The sequence below is a fragment of the Enterococcus sp. 5H genome (genome assembly GCF_028128615.1).
Taxonomy (GTDB): domain Bacteria; phylum Bacillota; class Bacilli; order Lactobacillales; family Enterococcaceae; genus Enterococcus_L.
In genome coordinates, this window is sequence record NZ_AMDP01000021.1 from 160,110 (window position 1) to 178,766 (window position 18,657).

Annotated in this window: 20 protein-coding genes; all 20 read left to right on the forward strand. The window is 31.6% G+C overall.

Annotated elements, in window-relative coordinates:
- Nucleotides 1–6: 6 nt before the first annotated feature.
- The 20 genes from C240_RS08950 to C240_RS09040 all read left to right on the forward strand — a co-directional run bounded on the left by C240_RS08950 (nt 7) and on the right by C240_RS09040 (nt 18,646).
- Complete coding sequence (locus tag C240_RS08950) at nt 7–354, forward strand: LPXTG cell wall anchor domain-containing protein (RefSeq protein WP_271494461.1); 348 nt, start codon at nt 7–9, stop codon at nt 352–354.
- Entirely contained in the window at nt 351–1,157 is an 807-nt protein-coding gene (locus tag C240_RS08955; RefSeq protein ID WP_271494462.1) for a WxL domain-containing protein, read from the forward strand. The genes C240_RS08950 and C240_RS08955 overlap by 4 nt, the downstream gene beginning before the upstream one ends.
- 35 nt (nt 1,158–1,192) lie before the next feature.
- Nucleotides 1,193–1,972, forward strand: a complete 780-nt coding sequence (locus tag C240_RS08960; protein WP_271494463.1) for a WxL domain-containing protein — start codon at nt 1,193–1,195, stop codon at nt 1,970–1,972.
- Between the two features lie 271 nt (nt 1,973–2,243).
- The gene (locus tag C240_RS08965; protein ID WP_271494464.1) at nt 2,244–3,380 is read left to right on the forward strand and encodes a DUF916 and DUF3324 domain-containing protein; all 1,137 of its coding nucleotides are present in this window, start codon (nt 2,244–2,246) and stop codon (nt 3,378–3,380) included.
- Between the two features lie 31 nt (nt 3,381–3,411).
- Nucleotides 3,412–4,080, forward strand: coding sequence for a hypothetical protein (locus tag C240_RS08970; RefSeq protein WP_271494465.1), 669 nt, complete (start codon nt 3,412–3,414; stop codon nt 4,078–4,080).
- A 19-nt stretch (nt 4,081–4,099) separates the two neighbouring features.
- Nucleotides 4,100–4,786, forward strand: a complete 687-nt coding sequence (gene lepB, locus C240_RS08975; protein WP_271494466.1) for a signal peptidase I — start codon at nt 4,100–4,102, stop codon at nt 4,784–4,786.
- A gap of 244 nt (nt 4,787–5,030) precedes the next feature.
- The gene (locus C240_RS08980; RefSeq protein WP_010764369.1) at nt 5,031–5,318 is read left to right on the forward strand and encodes a TIGR04197 family type VII secretion effector; all 288 of its coding nucleotides are present in this window, start codon (nt 5,031–5,033) and stop codon (nt 5,316–5,318) included.
- 20 nt (nt 5,319–5,338) lie between these two features.
- Nucleotides 5,339–5,695, forward strand: a complete 357-nt coding sequence (locus C240_RS08985) for a DUF3958 family protein (RefSeq protein ID WP_271494467.1) — start codon at nt 5,339–5,341, stop codon at nt 5,693–5,695.
- Complete coding sequence (locus C240_RS08990; protein ID WP_271494468.1) at nt 5,685–7,085, forward strand: hypothetical protein; 1,401 nt, start codon at nt 5,685–5,687, stop codon at nt 7,083–7,085. Before C240_RS08985 ends, C240_RS08990 begins: the two co-directional genes overlap by 11 nt.
- Before the next feature lie 3 nt (nt 7,086–7,088).
- A complete protein-coding gene (locus C240_RS08995; protein ID WP_271494469.1) occupies nt 7,089–7,721 on the forward strand; it encodes a DUF443 family protein in 633 nt (210 codons plus the stop codon).
- A gap of 277 nt (nt 7,722–7,998) precedes the next feature.
- On the forward strand, nt 7,999–8,373 hold the full coding sequence (locus C240_RS09000; protein ID WP_271494470.1) for a hypothetical protein: 375 nt from the start codon (nt 7,999–8,001) through the stop codon (nt 8,371–8,373).
- A 24-nt stretch (nt 8,374–8,397) separates the two neighbouring features.
- Nucleotides 8,398–9,042, forward strand: coding sequence for a DUF443 family protein (locus C240_RS09005; protein WP_271494471.1), 645 nt, complete (start codon nt 8,398–8,400; stop codon nt 9,040–9,042).
- A gap of 39 nt (nt 9,043–9,081) precedes the next feature.
- On the forward strand, nt 9,082–9,348 hold the full coding sequence (locus C240_RS16375; protein ID WP_442896587.1) for a DUF443 family protein: 267 nt from the start codon (nt 9,082–9,084) through the stop codon (nt 9,346–9,348).
- 421 nt (nt 9,349–9,769) lie between these two features.
- Nucleotides 9,770–10,075, forward strand: a complete 306-nt coding sequence (locus tag C240_RS09010; protein WP_271494472.1) for a DUF4176 domain-containing protein — start codon at nt 9,770–9,772, stop codon at nt 10,073–10,075.
- A 70-nt stretch (nt 10,076–10,145) separates the two neighbouring features.
- A complete protein-coding gene (locus C240_RS09015; RefSeq protein WP_271494473.1) occupies nt 10,146–10,436 on the forward strand; it encodes a DUF443 family protein in 291 nt (96 codons plus the stop codon).
- Nucleotides 10,437–10,842: 406 nt separating this feature from the next.
- The gene (locus C240_RS09020; protein ID WP_271494474.1) at nt 10,843–12,711 is read left to right on the forward strand and encodes a hypothetical protein; all 1,869 of its coding nucleotides are present in this window, start codon (nt 10,843–10,845) and stop codon (nt 12,709–12,711) included.
- Nucleotides 12,712–12,715: 4 nt separating this feature from the next.
- Entirely contained in the window at nt 12,716–13,600 is an 885-nt protein-coding gene (locus C240_RS09025) for a hypothetical protein (protein ID WP_271494475.1), read from the forward strand.
- Nucleotides 13,593–14,327, forward strand: coding sequence for a DUF6339 family protein (locus C240_RS09030; RefSeq protein WP_271494476.1), 735 nt, complete (start codon nt 13,593–13,595; stop codon nt 14,325–14,327). Before C240_RS09025 ends, C240_RS09030 begins: the two co-directional genes overlap by 8 nt.
- Entirely contained in the window at nt 14,327–17,005 is a 2,679-nt protein-coding gene (locus tag C240_RS09035; protein WP_271494477.1) for a hypothetical protein, read from the forward strand. Before C240_RS09030 ends, C240_RS09035 begins: the two co-directional genes overlap by 1 nt.
- A 72-nt stretch (nt 17,006–17,077) precedes the next feature.
- Nucleotides 17,078–18,646 (forward strand): DNA cytosine methyltransferase, encoded by a 1,569-nt coding sequence (locus C240_RS09040; RefSeq protein ID WP_271494478.1) that lies wholly within the window; start codon nt 17,078–17,080, stop codon nt 18,644–18,646.
- Nucleotides 18,647–18,657: the final 11 nt, after the last annotated feature.

Sequence of the window (18,657 nt, forward strand, 5' to 3'; positions counted from 1 at the left end):
TGGAAAATGAAACACAAAACAATAAAATTAATCGTCTGCTCTCTGATTGTGTTGATGGGCATGTTTAGTTACTCAAGTAGTTCAAGTGCAAATGAAGGAACTGGCGGACAGGTAAATCGAGGTGGTAAGATTTCTTTTTACGAAGAGTCTACTGAACCATCTGATTCATCTACTAGCACAGAGCCGAGTTCAAACACACCGACGACACCAAGTTCAACAGTGAAACCAGCTGGGAAAAGTCTTCCTAATATGGGTGAGCTAATGAAAAACTACGGCATTTTCGGTATAGGTATTTTACTTTTATTAGTGTTAGTTCTCTTTTTACGAAAACGTAGAAAGGGGGAGCAAAAATGAAGTTAAAACAAATCGGTGTCTGGTCTTTATCAATCGCCAGTTTAATCATAGCTACGCAAACCAGCATTATTGCGCAAGCTGCTCCAGAGAATCTTGACCATTCGGGTTCGGTAAGTATCAAAGGAAGTGTTGTGACAAATCCTGTTGATCCTGAAAATCCGGGGGATGTAGTCGATCCGGGAGAAAGTCCTTCAACTGAAGGTCCACTGCGTATCGATTATGTATCTGCTCTTGATTTTGGTGAAAGTAAGATTTCTAAAAATGGGCGGGAGTATCATGCTCTTGCACAGCAATTCTTTGGCGAAACAGGTCCTAGAGGCAGTTATATCCAAATTACCGATCAACAAGCAGAATCGTCTGGTTGGACCTTGCAGGTAAAGCAAAACTATCAATTTACCAATCCAGTTATTCAAGAAACTAGCGAGCAAGATTTAAAAGGTGCTGTTCTTTCATTAGATAAAGGATGGGCTAATTCAAGTGGGACTAGCGAAGCTCCTACAGTGATGCGGGAAACCATTGCATTAAATTCAATTGGTTCAGCATATGAAGTAGCAACTGCCAGAGCAGGTAGCGGTAAAGGCGTTTGGACCATTGCATTTGGCGCATCGGATACTAATGCTAGCGATCAACCTGCAACACTGACACCTGTAGTAGATCAATCAGGAAAACCAGTGATGGACAGTATTTACAATAAACCAGTGTATAGCAATTCAGCAATTACACTAACAATACCGGAATCGACTAAAATTCATCCGGTAGAATATCAAACGGAGATAACTTGGATATTAGCCAAGTTGCCTTAATAAATAACACACAAACAATTAGGAGGAACATTAATATGAAAGCAAGAAGTCTTTGTGCAACAACATTAGTAGCAATTTTAGGAGTAACAGTTTTAGGAACAGCAACACCAGCATTCGCAGCACCAACTGAGTTAGCTTCAGAAGGTACAGTAACAGTTACAGAAGGTACTGCCGGTGGTGGCGGAACAGAAACAGTCGATCCGGAAAATCCAGATGAAGTATTACCAAATCCTGATCCAGAATCTCCAGATGAAAACACAAATACAGAACAAGGATCATTAGTTATTGAAAAAACAACTAATTTAGATTTTGGTTCAATTGAAACATCTGCAAATACAGTAACAAGCTTTGCAAAACCAATGACATTTAACGGTGGAACAACAACTCGTGGAGCATATGTACAATGGGCTGACGTTCGTGCTGGAGGCGTTTTTGGGTATACAATTACAGCACAATTAACAAAACAATTCACATCAGGAACAAATGTATTGACTGGTTCAACAATTGACTTCAGCAATGGACTTGCTGCAGCACAAGGTGACAACACAAATGCAGTTCCTTCAAACGTACAAACTGGATTCCAATTAACAGAAGCAGCAAACGATGCAAAAACTGTTGTCGTTGCTGATAAAGATAATAAAGAAGGAAAAGGCCGTCACATCATTGAATTCGGTCAAAGTTCAACTTCACAAAACGGAACTCCAGGAACAGATGCTGAATCTGTAAAATTAACAATTCCTGCAGCAACTGCTTCAAATATGGCTGTAGCTGATTACACTGCTACTGTAACTTGGAAAATTACTGCTGCTGAATAATTTTTAAGCATTCTAGTAAGGCTGGTACAAAAGCGATTAGCTCCGAGAAATAAGAAGGAATTCACGAAAATTGTTCTTCAAATTTTTGTGAATTTCAGCTTATTTCCGAAGGAGTTGCTTTTTTATCGCCGTTTATTCGGATTAAAAGTGTGGACAAAACTGGTTTTTAGTTTTGTCCCCCACTTTGCTTTTTAGCTGAAAAGCTTAGTAACCTTCTTGTTTTATCAGCTTACATAGGATAAAAAATAATTGAGAATATACGAGGTTTGTAATGAAAAAAAACATAAAAACAATCAACCAATGGCTTTTGCCAATCTTAATCGTGACCATCGGTATTTTTTTAAGTCCATTAACAAGTCATGCCGAAGGGGAAGAAAATAGCGATGTTGCTGGAGCAACAGGTTTTACCTACAGTATTACGTTTCCAGATAATCAAATCCAAAAAGATTTAGGCTATTTCAAATTACAAATGAATCCAGGTCAGAATCAACAAATTTCCATCGCGTTAAGCAATCCTGGTACTGAAAAAGTGACGATTGATGTTAAATTAAATGGTGCAAAAACCAACCAAAATGGTGTTATCGAATATGGTGAATCGACAATTGAAAATGATCCGTCATTACAATTTGATTTTACTGACGTTGTAACTGGACCTGAATCAGTTGAATTAGCACCAGGAGAGACCAAAAACCTTGACTTAACAATCCAAATGCCGGAAACTGGTTTTGATGGAGTTCTTGCTGGAGGTATTCAATTAATGCGAGCCGATCAAAATGGAACGACCTCTAATGAAGGTGGATCAAAGATTATTAATCAATATGCTTATGTAGTTGGTGTAGTCTTACAAGAATCAGAAAATCCCCTTACACCTGATCTAGAACTAAACAGTGTGAAAGCTGGACAAAGCAATTACCGAAATGCTATTTTTGTTAATTTTTCTAATGTTATTGCAGCGTATTTAGATGATATGACTGTGGAAGTTCAAATCACAGCTAAAGGTAAAGATACTGTTCTCTACGATCGTAAACAAACAGCAATGAGAATGGCACCGAATTCCTTTATTGATTTTCCTGTAAGTATGAATGGCGAGCGGATGGTAGCTGGTGATTATGTAGCCAATATTCTAGTAACCTCAGGCGATAAAAAATGGGCATGGACAGAAGATTTCAAAATTTCAGATGAAGATGCCAATAAATTCAATGAGCGGGATGTTGGTTTAGTTCAAGAAAAAGGCTTAGACTGGAAATTGATATTACTAATCGTTGCAGGAGTTTTAGCGATTATTATTATTATTTTCATAATTATCATGATCCTTCGTAAGAATAAACAAAAAAAAGAATTAGCTTTAAAAAAAGAACGTAGAAAAAAGAAAAAAACAGGTTCATCTAATGGAAAAAGCAGTAAATAAAAGGATTAGTAGAGTATAGGAGCTGAAGTGTATGTCTATTTTAGATTGGATTTTCATCATAGGGATTGCACTAGCAATTGTTGCGCTCCTCGGATCAGGTTATTTTTTAGTGCAATTTTTTCGAATGCGTGGTATGCTAAAAAAAGTTCCAAATAAGAAATTTAAGAATAAAAAGAAAAACAAACGAATCGCAGTAAAAAAACAGCAGTTAACGAAAAAGAAGAAAAAGAATTTACGACTATTCTTCGTTATGTTGCTAGTAACAGGTGTTTTAGCCGGTGGTGCTGCCTATTTGTCCTATTACCAGTCGATGAATTTAACGACAGATGATTCAGATTCTGTTGTCAAAGGCTATTATCTTTTGAGGGATTTTGAAGAACAGATCATTTTAGCTCGTGATAAAGGCGATGACGAAGAAAAGTTACAAAAAAATATTCGTTATTTAGCCACAGCCATGGCAAGCTATGGGACAAAAAAAGCAAGTGACGTCAATTCAAAAGAAGGACAAATCACCCTGAACCGATACTATAATGCGATCAAACAGTTAGGTATGAATGCAAGTACCCAAACGAAAAACTTTTTCGGGAACCAAGAACTAGTTGACGGCTTTTTGACTGATATCAAGCAAGCGCAAGACTACGAAAAAGCAGCATTTGACTACTATAAAGTAAACGAATCCGCCTTTAAAGAAGAAAAGTAATCTGAGTGAGTGATTTCCTATGGATAAAGAACCAAAGCGTACAGTAAAAAAGAAAAGAAAGCCAGCAACGAGAAAAACGCCGCCTCCTGCCAAAAAAGCAAAACCAAAAAACACGGGTAATAACAAAAAAAGGCCAGTTACTAATAAAAAGCCTAAACGTAAGAAACGCCGTGTAAGAAACTATGTGAAAGAACTGGTTTTTGCAATAATTTTGGGAGCAGTATTGACGTTTGTTATCGGCTCTTTTTTCCTTTCAATAGTAAATGTTCGAGGCTTTAGCATGATCCCGACTTTAAGGGAAGGTGATAAAGTACTCGTCCAAAAAACAACTGATCTAAAACGCTTTGATCTAGTTGCTTTTAAAAGTGGCAACGGAGATACACAAATCAGACGAGTGATCGGTCTGCCAGAAGAAAAAATCGCTTATACAGATGATACGCTTATGGTAAACGATCAGCCAATAGATGAAAAATTTATTATTGATGAAATTAACGAAAGCCAACGAAATGGTAAGAATTATACAGAAGATTTTACTAATCGAGAGTTAGCTTCTTCTGTTGTGATACCAGATGATTATTATTTAGTTTTAGGCGATAATCGTCCCTATGCGACGGATAGCCGCCACTACGGTTTGATTGCAAAAGAAAATGTCATTGGGAAAGTTAAAATGCAGCTTTTCCCGTTTGATGAGCTTAAGAGCTTTTAGCGTTGGTTATATAAAATGATTGAGGATGGATATTTTCCATCCTTTTTTTTGTATCCAATGTTGAAAAATAGAACCGATACTCATGTCATAAATGTATTTTATAATTTCCTTTTAAGTAAGCAAACGGAACTTTTGAAAATTATATATTTACATTGAGTTGTTTACGAATTACAATTAAGTATATATACTATTATAAAAACTAAGTCGTTAGACGTTTACTTTTTAATTATAGGAGGAAAAAACGATGCCAAAGGATATAAACAGTAATTCCGCAGTAGCACAAGCTGTCGCTACTTCTATAGCATCATCGGTGAGTTCTTTAAATCAAGGAACAACAATCACAAAAGATACCCAAACGACCGTTGCAGGTAATAGCAATGCGCAACAAGCAATCACGCAACTAACGACCTTTAATACCTCACTTGTCCAAGCCATTACCCAAGCAAGTAACAATATCCGGTCAGTGGCAGCTGAATTCGAAGCAGTTGATCAACGAATCGCTCAAATGCAGTATAACCAAATGCTTCCTTAAACTGAAAGGAGGAATAAAGTATGTCCAACCTTGAAAAAATCAATCAACAAAAAATCCAACTCGAACGTGAACAAGAAAAACTCGAAGATCTAAAACGTGACATTAACCAAACAGAAGAACACTACGAAGAATATTTTTTCTATCAAAAGCAATTATTCAATGAATTACAAGAAGAATTTGCTCAAAGCCAGACAGATATGTTGTATCAAGATATGGCCGAGCAAATCAACTGGCAAAGCCGAGGCGTTCAAGATTTTTTAGAAGAGCAACAGCAAGAACTAAAAAAACAAACAAGAGCGTTAGAGGATCAACAAGAAGACTTACATTGGCAAGAAATAAAAACAAAAGAAGAAAGGTCGGAACGGCATGAGTATTGATATGTACCTCGGTCAAGCGAGAAGCCAAGCGTCCAGCGTGAAAAGTGCATGTAGTCAATTAGCACAAGGCTATACATCGTTGATGCAAAGCAATCAACATTTTATGAGTGCAGGCGAACTATCAAGTAAAGGCTATGACTCTGCCAAAGAATTCTTTGCGGCAGTGATCCAACCTTTAGTTCAAGGTGGCGAAGTAGGCGCAGACATGACAGCAGAAGCTTGTCAAAAATTTGTGGATCAATATACATCTGAGGTCGATAGTATTGATTTGAAGTCAGATGACTTAGAAAGACGAATCCGACAAATCAATACGTCGATCCTGAATATGGAGAGTATTAATCGAGGCTTGCCAAAGCTTCCGACTGGAACGAATCCGTTGGAACAAGCCAATCGGCGGATTATTGAATCGTTAGAGACGACAAAACGTGATTTAGAGAAGAAGTTAGAGAAATTAATGACGTTTAATGGAACATCTCCTACTATTTTTGATGGAGTGAATAGTTTTTATTTGACGTTGGCACAAGGCTTGCAGCAGGCGAACAGTGGGTTTAATCCTGCGACTGGGACGTTTTCGGTTCCTAAAGGGAAAGCGTTGGATTGGACGAAAACAGTACAAACAGCTTATCAAAAAGCAAATCAGAAAAAGCTAGATAATTTAATGAAATTACCTTATTCAATAGAAAACGCAATTAAGGTCTATGAGATAGCTCAAAAAGATCCATCAATGAGGTTAGACGAAAAAGCGATTAAATGGTTTAGAGAACATAAAGATGATTTACAAGGATTATTTGTTGATTTTAGTATGTCTACAATAGAAGAAACACTTAAACACAATGGAGATGAACTTGCACTTTCTCTCGGTTTGATGTTTGGGACATTATACAAAAATGCACCATATGGTTCATGGATGGGCGCAATAAACCAAGGATTAACAGCTGGTATTACAAGTTCTGCTAATAGTATGTTCAATGCCACGACAGACTTTTTAGGGTCCACAGCAAAAGCAACTTCACTTGGCTTAGGAATAGGAACCGTATTGGGTCTTGCCTCTGGCGATTCATTTGGTCAAGCTTTTGCAAGCTCTGCTGTTACGACTGGAGTTTCTTTAGGAATAAATAGTTTAGTTACAACAGGTTTTGCAGTTGCAGCTGTGGCGACACCTGTTGGCTGGGCCGCTGTGGGAGTTGCTGCTGTCGTCACTGTTGCAACCACTATTGCATTCAATAAAAACTTTTTAGGAATGAAAGATTTAGCAAAAAATACGGGGAATTTGATTGATGATGGTTTGGACTGGACTGGAAAAAAAGTAAATGATATTGGGAAAGGGATTAAGCAGGTACGCAGTGCGGTTGATGGTGCTTGGAATTCTCTAACCAATTGGAGTTGGTGAAAAATGATCGAAAAAACTACAAATAAGCGATATAAACAATTTAATTATAAAAATGAAAGTGTTTTACTAGATATGGATAGTAATAAAATAACTTGGTTTCTCCCTTTTTTAGTTTGGTTTCTTCCTGTTAAAGGATATAGAAATACTCCCCTACCATCTGATAAGACAGGGGAGAAAAAAACAAAAGGTGGTATAGTTTTTTCAATACCGATTTTATCAATCCTCCTTATCCGTCTGACAGATGGTGGTTTTGGTGATTTATCAAAACTTTCAAATTATCGAGAAATAATTATGGTTATACTGTTTAGTTCAATGATTTTGGTCTATTTAATTCGCTATTTTTGGAGATACAAAAAAAATAACTTACTTATGCAAGATAAAGAAATAGTTTACTTGAAATTTAGCTTTAATAAAGGAATTATAGGAAAATACGAATATATCTATAAAGTCTTTATTCTTACAATAGTTTGTTACGGGATTGTTATTTTTTTTAGTAGCTACTTTATAAATGACTATCCTAATATTATTATTTTACCGCTCATTCTTCTTGTGGAATACTTTTTATTGATTATTAATACTACAATTGCACATCCAGAGAAAGACTGTACATTTGTTGTTACTAAAGAAAAAAAATAAATATGAAATCAATGACATTTGGAATACTCTAATTGATTGGGGTTGTTAATAATATTTAGTGGAAGATTCAAAGAAGTAGAGGTAAATAACAAAAAATGTTAGTAGATTTAGATACATCTAAACTGGCATGGATAGTACTTGGGCTGTATGGCTATTCCCAAAGAATGCTTATCATTATGGGTCTCTAAAAACAGATAAGTAACAAAAAAAGAAGAGTTCGACAAAAGGATTGATTGTATTAACTAGTTCAATTTTAGCTAGTGTTTTGATTAGGAACATGGATAAAAGTTTTGGTGAATTACGTTACTTACAAGGGCATCCTATGGAGTTATTTCTTTGCCTTATTGTTGTAACAGCATTTGTTTTTTATTACAGATGGTATAGTTCAAATCGTGAGTTAAAAAGTCTTAGTGATATTAAAAAATATGAAATAGTAGTGTCAAAAATGACTAGTGGATTGATTAACCAATTGATAAAAGTATGTGTAGGAATCTTTATCTCAATTGTAGCGTTGTATTTCTTTGGAAGTATATTTATCTTTAAAGGAAATATTTTAGGTTTAGGTGTATATTACTTTTTTCTGATAAATATTTTGTTTAGAAACTATAGTGAGAAAATCCCTGAAACTGCAAAGTTTTCTCTAAAAAAATAGATTTTATGAGATTGGTTGAAGTTGATGAATGTGCTAGTAAAAACTGAAAATAAACGTTATAAGCAAGTGACCTATAATGGTCAAAAAATACTATTAGATATGGATAGCAACAAATTAACTTGGTTATTCCCTTTCTTAGTCTGGTTTTCCCCAGTTAAAGGATATATGAACGAAGAACTGCCTATTATTAAAGAAAGCAATTCAAAAGGAAAATCATCTGGAGCAATTGTATTATCTTCGTCTATTTTAGCAAGCATTTTGATTAGAATGACGAATAAAGGATTTGGTGATCTCAGGGGATTTTCAAATCCACAATTAGTTGCAGGAACATTATTATTTTGTTCTATGGTAATAGTTATACTTATTCGCTATTTTTATAGATACAGAAAAAATCACGTGTTACTTTCGAATGAAAAAGTTGCTTTAATTAGATTTAAATTTATGGATGGTTTTAAGAGCAAATATAACTATATAGGGAAAGTGTTACTAGTTGTCATTTCTTGTTATGCATTTGTGATCTATTTTAGTATTACTTTTGTAATGTCTTATCTTAATATTATCCTTATCCCAGTTATATGTATGGTTGAATATCTAATCTTAATTGCTAACACAACGATTGAGCCGCCAGAAACGGATGTAGAATTGTTGATTGAAAATAAAAATAAATAAATAAAATTACAAAAAGAATAGCGAAAAAATACATTTAGTATGAAAAGTCAGATTATAGAAAATACAAATAACAAGAGATATAGACTGTTTGTGAAAGAGAACAAAAAATATATTATTGATTCAGATACAAATATCATTTCAATTATTTTTCCGTGGCTTATTTGGTTGTTTGCATTAAATGGTTACGAAATTGAAGATATTCAAAGTTTACAAATAGATAAAAACAAAAAAAGAAGGAAAAAAAGGTGGTCTAGTGCTTACTTCCTCCGTTTTAAGTGTAGTAATGATTCGGATAATACCTTCTAAATATATTCTTGGAAAACCATTTCCCGATCATGAGTTATTCTTAACGCTCCTTATAATGTGTTTTATAGTTTCTCTTTTTCTGTTCAGAATGAAGGTATCTAAACAGAGATTATATAAGGGTGAGGTCAAGAGTTCAATTAAAGTTAAGCTAGATTTTCTTAAAGACTTTAGGCCTAATGTAAAATCATTAATAGCATATTTGGCTGGACTGGTTATTGGTAGGTTGTTTCTAATAGAGATGTTTAAGATATTTATAGTCGGTGGAAATCCACTAGTGTTAGGGATATTTCTGATGGTTTATACGTTTCTTATATTTGCTAACCAAACGATGCAAACGCCTATAAAATATGATGTTAAAATAATGAATTTGAGTAATAAATAAAGCAGAAAATAAAAATAACCAATAAAGGAGAGTAAAATAATGCAGACATTAGGAACGATTGTCTACTTAAAAGATGGACGAGCTAAAGTAATGATAATCAATAGAGGACCTATCGTGGAAAAAGAAGGGATATCATTTTTATATGATTATGCGGGTTGTGTTTATCCTATTGGAATGAATCTTGAACAAGTTTTATATTTTAATGAAGAGAACGTTGATAAAGTTTTATTTGAAGGATACCATGATGAGGATGAACAACGATTTGAAGAACTCTATAAAAAATCTGTCGAAAATTTAGGAGATTCTGTGATGAAAGGATTGCCTAATTTAAACCTTAAAAGCTAGATAAAGTGTTCATCTTATTTATAATGGAGAGGAAAAATAGCGGTATAGTAGCGCTAGATGTTGAGATATAATGAAAGTTTATGAATCTACAAATAAAAGGTACAAACTAGCTGAACTAGATACAAACTATTATTTAATTGATATGGATAGCAATATATTGGCTTATTTTCTCCCTACTTTAGTTTGGTTCTTCTCTTTTAGAGCAGTTGAGATAGATAAAGAAATGTTTAATAAGCTAGTGTCCAATGGTCAAAAAGAGTATGATATTATGGCTACTGTTGTTATATCGATGTTTATTGGAAGACCAGTTTACAAACTATCGATTATTTTTTTCAAGAGCTTGATGTTACTTCTGAAATAGATAAACATGCAATTAATTTACTGATAACTTGTGGCTGTTTGCTTTTTTTTAGATCTATCATTATGTTCTACAATAAGCAAAAAATTAGAAAAGCGATATTTGGAGTAGGTTACAATGTAACAATAGAGATTAAGAAAGGTAGCGTTTCTAAATATTACAAGTCGCGTAGTAGCTTTCCTGAAAAAATGAAACAAGATGTATTATAGGTATCTCTCATTTTTTCTAAAAATGAATTATTCAAGTAGATATTTTTCTTCTTAATTTTTACTTTTTCTTTTAAGATTATAATTGATGATTTAAAAAAGCGTATAAATGATTATTTTTCATGATGTTGATTTGTTATTTTATTTTATAATGTATTTAATTACTTTATGATAGAAATGAATATTAAATAGGAGGTAGAAAAATGAACTGGAGTTTTCCTTCCAATAATTTTGGACAGATAAACGGTATAAGTGATTCAGGAATTGAAACGTTTCTTGGTGAGCCAATAAAGTCATTAGCTAGAGAGATTTGTCAAAATTCTATCGATGCTATTGTCGATGAAAATGAGCCAGTAGTAATTGAATTTCAAAAATTTTCTTTAAATTTTGATGACATTCCAGGCGCAAAGAACTTACTTGAAGCTTTGAAAATGGGAAATGAATTTTGGAAAGTTCAAAAATCAACAAAACCAAAACGATTTTACGAAGAGGCAATTGAGCGTTTTGATAACGAAAGCATTCCAATGCTTCGTATAAGTGATTTTAATACCAAAGGTTTGAAAGGTTCAAAAGAATTATATAATACACCTTGGACAAACCTAATAAAATCTTCTGGAGCATCAGATAAAGCAGGTTCTGCTGGTGGTTCTTTTGGAATAGGGAAATTTGCTCCATTTGCCTGTTCAAGTTTTAGAACAGTTTTTTATAGTACTTTAGATGATAGCGGAAATAGTGCATTTCAGGGAGTTTCTAGGCTAACAACTTTTAAGAATAATGATGGTGAACTAACTCAAGGTGTTGGTTATTATGGGAAAGCGAAGAATATGCCCATATTCGAACAAAAAAGTCTTCAAAAGGATTTTAAAAGAGAGTATACACATTCAGGAACTGATATTTTTATTTTAGGGTTCTTTTTTGAGGATAGTAGTTGGGAAGAATCAATTATAGGTGCTGTGTTAGATGGTTTCTTAAATGCAGTATATTCTGGGAATCTTATAGTTAAAGTAGGAAAATATGAAATTTCGAAGGATAGCATAGATGATCTTATCAAAGTTTTTCCAGATGCATTTACAGAGAAAGCTCCAAATTTTTATAAAGTTTTGATTTCATCTGAAACGGTTTGGTTTGAACAAGACTTTAAAAAAATGGGAACTATTAAGTTAGGATTGTTAGTAGATGATTCAATGCATAATAAAGTTGCGATGGTTAGGAAAACTGGAATGAAAATTTTAGATTATCCTATTAGAAATCCACTAGTTTCTGTGGGAGGAGTTTTTCTAATATTAGGAGAAAATTTAAATGAATATCTAAGAAGTATGGAAAATCCTCAGCATACTAAATGGGAACCAAAAAGATTAGGAACTAGTGAACCAAGAGCAAAACAAGATATTATTGCTTTGCGTAAATTTATAATGCAATCTTTAAATACGTTAATACAGGAAGAGGAAGAAGAAGAATTAGATTCAGGGGTTGGCGAATATTTACCTCTAGATATGGATAAAGTAGATGGAGATCAACAAAAAAGTGAAGATATTACTGGAAAAATTACGGAAATTAAAGTGACAGAAGTATCACCAAGATTAGTAAAAAAAATATCAGCTAGATTAGGTAAAATGGAAACAGAATTTGAATATACTGATGATATAAATGGAGTTGATAATGTAGATAATTTTGTTGGAAAAAAAGAAAAAAGAGGTAAGGGAAACGGAAAATCTGGTATTTCAAGAGAGTCTTCAGAGGGAACAGGGTATGGAAGTGAACATGATTATAAAAAAGGGGAAAAGAAACCAGTAGAGATAAAGAAACCAAGAATAATAGCTTTGAATAAAGATGAAGGAAGATATTCCGTTTCATTTATTCCTGAGAGAACAGTTACTAATTCTGAAATATCTTTAATAATAGTTGGAGAATCACAATCAAATCAAGCGGAAATAATTTCTGCACAACTTATATCTTCACCAACATTGAAAATAGAAAAAAATAGAATTATTGGTGGGGCACTTGAAAAGGGAAAATTGGTTAGATTAATTGTTAATATTTATTCATCCGATTATTTATCGATGGAGGTATGAGTAAATGGATATTAGAGAAAAGCTTTACCCGTATCCTGTTTTAACAAATTATTCAGATGATTATATTGAAAGTAAATTTGAAACTGATGTGAAAATTGAGATTATCGGATATGAAGTAATTTTAAGTTTTACTTCTGTACTTGATAATTGTGAGTTATTGAATTTAATTAGAGATGGAAAGGCAAAGTATGCTTATCATATTGAATGTACTCAAACTTCATATAGGCAAGTTGTCTTAACTGATGAAGCTACAAATATTCATCATATTACTGATGATAAAATAAATGGGAAAATAAGTATTTGCCCATTTATTATCGCAGTAGATAAAATTGAAGAATTTTTTAGCGATGACTTCAATGATGTGTATAAAGGCTTCACTTTTATGTTTGAAGAGGGATGTATTATTGGTGTAGGGCAACAATTTAATATTTCAATACAGAAAAATCGTGAAGACTTGACTAAGACACCATCAATTTTTAGTATAGTAAAATATTATGGAGACAAAAACAATAACTCAATAGATATGTTTTCAAATAAAATAGTTATTCGTATACCTGAAACTGAATTTATAAGATATCAAACTCTAAGTAAAACAGAAGCATTAATCCCAGTTTTAAGTTCAATGATTATCTTACCGGCTCTTGTGTATGTAATAGAGCGGTTAAGTAACTTGAATGACGAAGATAAATTAGAGTTTATGGATTATACTTGGTTTAATTCTTTAGATTCTATATTGAAAGAAAGATTCCAAATTGAATTGCTTAGTGAAGATTTAAAAGACCATAGTAGTTTCGAATTGTCTCAAAACTTAATAGCGAATCCCATTTCCGATGGATTAAATAGGTTATGGCTTGGTTATAGTGAGAATGGAGATGAAGAAGATGAATAATATTGAAATAGTAAAATCAGAGTCTCTTCAAACAATTAAAAATAATTTACCAATATTAGAAAGACATTTTTATTATGAGGCTAACAATAAATTTTTAGAATTTTTTAAAGATGATTATCCATTTACAAATTCAAAAATTGAATTAGAAAATTTTGATTTAATAATGAACAGCGAAAAACCATTTTTCACAGAATTAGAAAATATAAAAAGAGTATATAACCGTTTAAAATTCTTAACTGATTCTCAGGCTTCAGATGAAAGGTTATGGGCAGGATTGTGTATAACAAGGTTTTGGGAATATACCAAATATAGATGGAAAATAAAAACAAGTTCAGATATAGAAAACCATTTTTTCTTTGGTTACGGAGCGAGACGATCTTTGACAAGAAATGCACTTTCTAGATTGTGGTGGATCGGCCGACTTTCTTATGATGAAACAAGAAAGAATCCTTATGAATTAACTGAACTATTATGTGAAAATTCAAATTATATTCAAGATGTGCTAGAACGTAATACTTTTAACAATCCTCAGATTACCAGAGCTTTTCTCACAGCAATTCTCCAATTAAGGGAGGAAAATATTGTTATTAATAAAAGAGTTATGGCTGAGTTATCAAAATACTTGAATCTATTGGGAGGAACATATCTCCTTGACTGTATAGACATGAAAACTATTGAATTAAAAATTTTTGAAAAAGGGATTCAGCTTTACGGGAGTGAATTTTAATGGAATCTGATTTAGATATTCTTTTTGAAGATAGCAGATTTAAAAAGATTCAATACTTTTTAAATGAGCAAGGGATTACTGATTTTGATGAGCTATATGCATTTGATTTAAATGAGATAATTTTTATTCCTGGATTAAGTCTAGAAATAATAGAGAAATTTAAGGAAAACGTTTATTCACATAAAGAAGAAGCTAAAGCTAAATTGAGCATGTCAGATGACGTAAATAATAATAATAATGAGTATTTGGATATTCCAGAGTGGTTGATGAATACAAATATTTTATCAATTATTGATAGAAAATTAATTAAAAAAAATTTAGAAAATAATTTTAAAGTTAGTCATATAGAGACCGTTAAGGACTGGCTTTACGTAAAAAAAAATGAAATGTCTGGTATAGGGAAAAATAGTTTAATTAAGTTTGAAAATGAAATAACAAAAAAAATTAATGAATTAAAAGTTATGGATTTAGTTGCAGTACCTAATGAATATTTTAATTCAGAGATAGAAAATATACCTATAAATTTTTTACCGGAACTATTACAGAAAAAGATATCTGAAATTTTCAATGGAATATATATTACAAAAATTTCAGATATTTACAGTTTAGAATTAACACCTATACAGTGGTTTTTACTTGAACAGGAGTACAACGATTTGAATAAGTCGTTAGATAACATGTACTTAGATAAAATAAAGAACATAGATGAACGTAGTTTGTCAATATTGAGAAAGAGAGCATCGGGAGAAACTCTAAACACAATAGGAACACAATGCAATTTGACTAGAGAAAGAGTTCGTCAGATTATAAAAAAAACTATTTCTAAAATTATTAAATATGCTGAAATAAGAGCATTGTCAAGAGTATCTGTTAATAATCCTTTTATTAGATTAGAAGACTTGTGTTTTGATGAAGAAGAAGAGCGAAAATTGTATTTTTTTATTCTTAAAAATTCTAATGAAATTATATTTAGTGAAATGTTGGATAAATTCATTTTCAAATCTAGTAGCAGTATAGAGGTAGATTTGACACTTACAAAAATCATGAAAAATACAATTGGACAATATGGAAATCTATATGATTTAATGGACAAAATAATTGAAGAGTTAGAAGAAAAAAATTTAGATTTTATTGATATGGATGACATTCAAAACTGCTTAATAGCAAATAATTATACTTTTTATGGAGATTTTGTTATTAAACGAGGTAGTTCATATGTATATTCTTGTATTGATGCAATACGACGTTATTTTACCTTTGACCTAAAATTAGATCAAGATGAAAGCAATGAAGATATGAAAAAATTGAGAAATATAATTTTTTTAAAGTATCCTGGAATTGAATTACCAGAAAAAAATCGAGCACTTTTTGCAAGAATTACGGATTTCCCAGAAATAATACTTTCTGGGAGAGGGAGATATTGCCCCATTGAAAAAGTTTACTTTCCTAATGAATTGATTGAGGATATCAGAAAACATATTTTAAAAAAAGAACAAAATACTTTCTATTATTCGGAACTTTTTGAATTATTTAAAGGAAGACTATTTTTAGAGAGTAATATTGATAATTACAATTTTTTACATGGCATTATTAAGTGGTGTTATCCTGATGATTTTGAATATAGAAGAGATTACTTAAATAGAAATTCTAAACTGTCTGATGAAACATATGATGACCGAATAATTAGTTTAGCTAAAAAAGGACCAGTAACCAAAAAAGAAATAAAAAAATATATACCAGGTATACAAGACTATACTATAAGTTTTATTTTAGAAAGAAATAAAAAAATAATTATTTGGGACACTCATACCTACGTACATGTTGATAGTCTAAATATTAGTCAAGAGTTCATTGAAAAGCTTGATCGTATTTTACAATATAACATATTAAAATATGATGGATTTATTAGTGAACAGATTTTATACGATGAATTTATGAAAATAGACTCAAGTATAGATTATACATCAAAAAATTTATTTTATATTAGTTCATATTTTTTTGATGAACTATATGATTTTAGAACTCCAAATATTGCCAAAAAAACTTTAGTTAAGGGGAACTTATCAACTGAGAAAATTGTAGAAACTATGTTAATTGATAAGCAGACAGGTTATTTTGAATATGCTAATCTGGATAAATTTGCAAGTAAGATGAAGTGGAAGTACATTACAAAAAATAATGCTATGAACAACTTAACTTCAAAGTTAATTAGAATTGATCAATATACGTATTTAAAAAAAGATAAATTCTATCTATCTGGAAATAAAGTCAATAAGATAAACCAATCATTGGGTTTGTTGCTTGAAAAATACGACTTCATGCCATATGAAAGAATTGTAGATTTTAGAAATTTTCCTGATATAAATTTAGAATGGAATCATTATCTTCTGCGATCAATCATTGAAAACTATGACTCTAGTTATCGTTCTATAAATAAATTAGCTAAAGATATTAGATATAACAAAAGTTTTATTGTGCCAAAAGAGAGTGAACTATACAGTTATGAACAAATCGTAATTAGTGTACTCGAGAATAGAAATTTAATTGAAATATCAAAAATTGAGCTCAGAAATATTCTTTTGTTTGAAGGATTGACTAACGAAAATATTCCTCAAGAACTATATAGTGGAAATAATATCTCATATGATAAAAAGAAGGAAAAGTTTATATTAAAATAATGAAAGTAGATTACAAAATAATCTAGTTGTCTTATAAGTGGTTAATTTTTGTGAACAGAGGTAGAAAATGTAATGTATAACATAATAGATTTATTTGCCGGTGCTGGTGGACTGAGCCTAGGGTTTAGTGAAAATAAAAATTTTAATATTGTTGCAGCTGTTGAAAAAGATAAATATGCAAGAGAAACATACATCTATAATCACAAAAATGAGAATATAGATATTTTATCAGATGTGAGAGAAGTAGATTATTTTAAATTTAAAGAAAAATTTGGAACAGTGGATGTAATTATAGGTGGTCCACCTTGTCAAGGTTTCTCGAATGTAAATAGACAAAAAAATAATATCATCAACTCTAATAATATCTTAGTTAAAGAATATGTTAGAGCTGTAAAAGCATTAAATCCAAAAGTCTTTATCATGGAAAATGTGAAAATGCTTACTTCTGAAAAACATAGGTTTTATTACTCTAAGAAAGATCAAGCAGAAATAGACTTTTTAGATCTTGCTCTTAGGTCTGACCATGTATTTGTAACAAATGGGAAATACAAGGACTTTGATATTTTAGAGATTGCAAGATGTGGAAAATATGGAGAATATTTAATAAAAGACTCATTATATAATTTATTAAATACATTATTCCGAAAAAAAAGGGATACTATCGCTGTAGAGAAATTTTTAGATAAGAATTTACAAAAGATAGAAAATTTAATGGAAATTGATAAAAGTAACTCAAGTATTTTTGCAAAGGACTACGATCTATTTTTATCTGTCTTTCGTACTAGAAAATACTCTATAAATTTTTTTGATCATTTTGATTCGTTTATAAATTTTCAAAAAGGTATTAAAATAATCGAGGAATTAAAAAGGAATGAAATAATTGCTACTTATTTTAGTAAGGATAATGTAGTATATGCTGAAGTTCAATCTTATTCAGTTGTTGACTATTTAAATGAGGTATTTAAAGAGAACTATGAACAAACTGTCGGAGTTGTTAATGCAATTAATTATGGTGTTCCCCAAAAACGTAAAAGATTTATATTAAGTGGTGTTAGAAAGGATCTTAACTATAAAGATATATCTCAAATTTATAAACATACTAGTAAAGAGTATACCGTAAGAGATGCTATTGAAGATTTGGAAAAAATAAAACCAGAATTAGAAGTGAATTCTGCTCCAAAAGGTTATATACAGAATAATCTGTGTGAGAATGAGTTTTTAAAAGAAATAAATGATTCAGATCTTATCTACAATCATGTTGTAACTGCAACCAGAGAAAAAGCTTTAGAGAGATTCAGAACTTTAAAAGAGGGTGAGAATTTTCATAATTTAGATAAATCTTTAAAAGATACTTACACAAATCCTGAAAGAACCCAAAATACAATATATCTCAGAGTGAGCTATGATAGGCCTGCTGGTACAGTAGTAAATGTGAGGAAATCGATGTGGATTCATCCAGTTCTTAACCGAGCGATAAGTATTAGGGAAGCGGCAAGATTACAGTCTTTTCCTGATAGCTTTGTGTTTAAAGGGACCAAGGATTCTCAGTATCAACAAATAGGAAATGCTGTTCCTCCCAAATTATCGGCAATTATTTCTAAGACAATTTTTGAGTTATTGAGAATAAATGAAAATAGATAAGAGTTACCTCT

Coding starts and splice junctions, on each gene's coding strand:
- C240_RS08950 (WP_271494461.1), top strand. CDS start 7: ATGAAACACAAAACAATAAAATTAATCGTCTGCTCTCTGATTGTGTTG.
- C240_RS09035 (WP_271494477.1), top strand. CDS start 14,327: ATGGAATCTGATTTAGATATTCTTTTTGAAGATAGCAGATTTAAAAAG.
- C240_RS09030 (WP_271494476.1), top strand. CDS start 13,593: ATGAATAATATTGAAATAGTAAAATCAGAGTCTCTTCAAACAATTAAA.
- C240_RS09000 (WP_271494470.1), top strand. CDS start 7,999: ATGGATAAAAGTTTTGGTGAATTACGTTACTTACAAGGGCATCCTATG.
- C240_RS09040 (WP_271494478.1), top strand. CDS start 17,078: ATGTATAACATAATAGATTTATTTGCCGGTGCTGGTGGACTGAGCCTA.
- C240_RS16375 (WP_442896587.1), top strand. CDS start 9,082: ATGAAAAGTCAGATTATAGAAAATACAAATAACAAGAGATATAGACTG.
- C240_RS08955 (WP_271494462.1), top strand. CDS start 351: ATGAAGTTAAAACAAATCGGTGTCTGGTCTTTATCAATCGCCAGTTTA.
- C240_RS09010 (WP_271494472.1), top strand. CDS start 9,770: ATGCAGACATTAGGAACGATTGTCTACTTAAAAGATGGACGAGCTAAA.
- C240_RS08980 (WP_010764369.1), top strand. CDS start 5,031: ATGCCAAAGGATATAAACAGTAATTCCGCAGTAGCACAAGCTGTCGCT.
- C240_RS09025 (WP_271494475.1), top strand. CDS start 12,716: ATGGATATTAGAGAAAAGCTTTACCCGTATCCTGTTTTAACAAATTAT.
- C240_RS08960 (WP_271494463.1), top strand. CDS start 1,193: ATGAAAGCAAGAAGTCTTTGTGCAACAACATTAGTAGCAATTTTAGGA.
- C240_RS08970 (WP_271494465.1), top strand. CDS start 3,412: ATGTCTATTTTAGATTGGATTTTCATCATAGGGATTGCACTAGCAATT.
- C240_RS09005 (WP_271494471.1), top strand. CDS start 8,398: ATGAATGTGCTAGTAAAAACTGAAAATAAACGTTATAAGCAAGTGACC.
- C240_RS09020 (WP_271494474.1), top strand. CDS start 10,843: ATGAACTGGAGTTTTCCTTCCAATAATTTTGGACAGATAAACGGTATA.
- lepB (WP_271494466.1), top strand. CDS start 4,100: ATGGATAAAGAACCAAAGCGTACAGTAAAAAAGAAAAGAAAGCCAGCA.
- C240_RS09015 (WP_271494473.1), top strand. CDS start 10,146: ATGAAAGTTTATGAATCTACAAATAAAAGGTACAAACTAGCTGAACTA.
- C240_RS08985 (WP_271494467.1), top strand. CDS start 5,339: ATGTCCAACCTTGAAAAAATCAATCAACAAAAAATCCAACTCGAACGT.
- C240_RS08965 (WP_271494464.1), top strand. CDS start 2,244: ATGAAAAAAAACATAAAAACAATCAACCAATGGCTTTTGCCAATCTTA.
- C240_RS08990 (WP_271494468.1), top strand. CDS start 5,685: ATGAGTATTGATATGTACCTCGGTCAAGCGAGAAGCCAAGCGTCCAGC.
- C240_RS08995 (WP_271494469.1), top strand. CDS start 7,089: ATGATCGAAAAAACTACAAATAAGCGATATAAACAATTTAATTATAAA.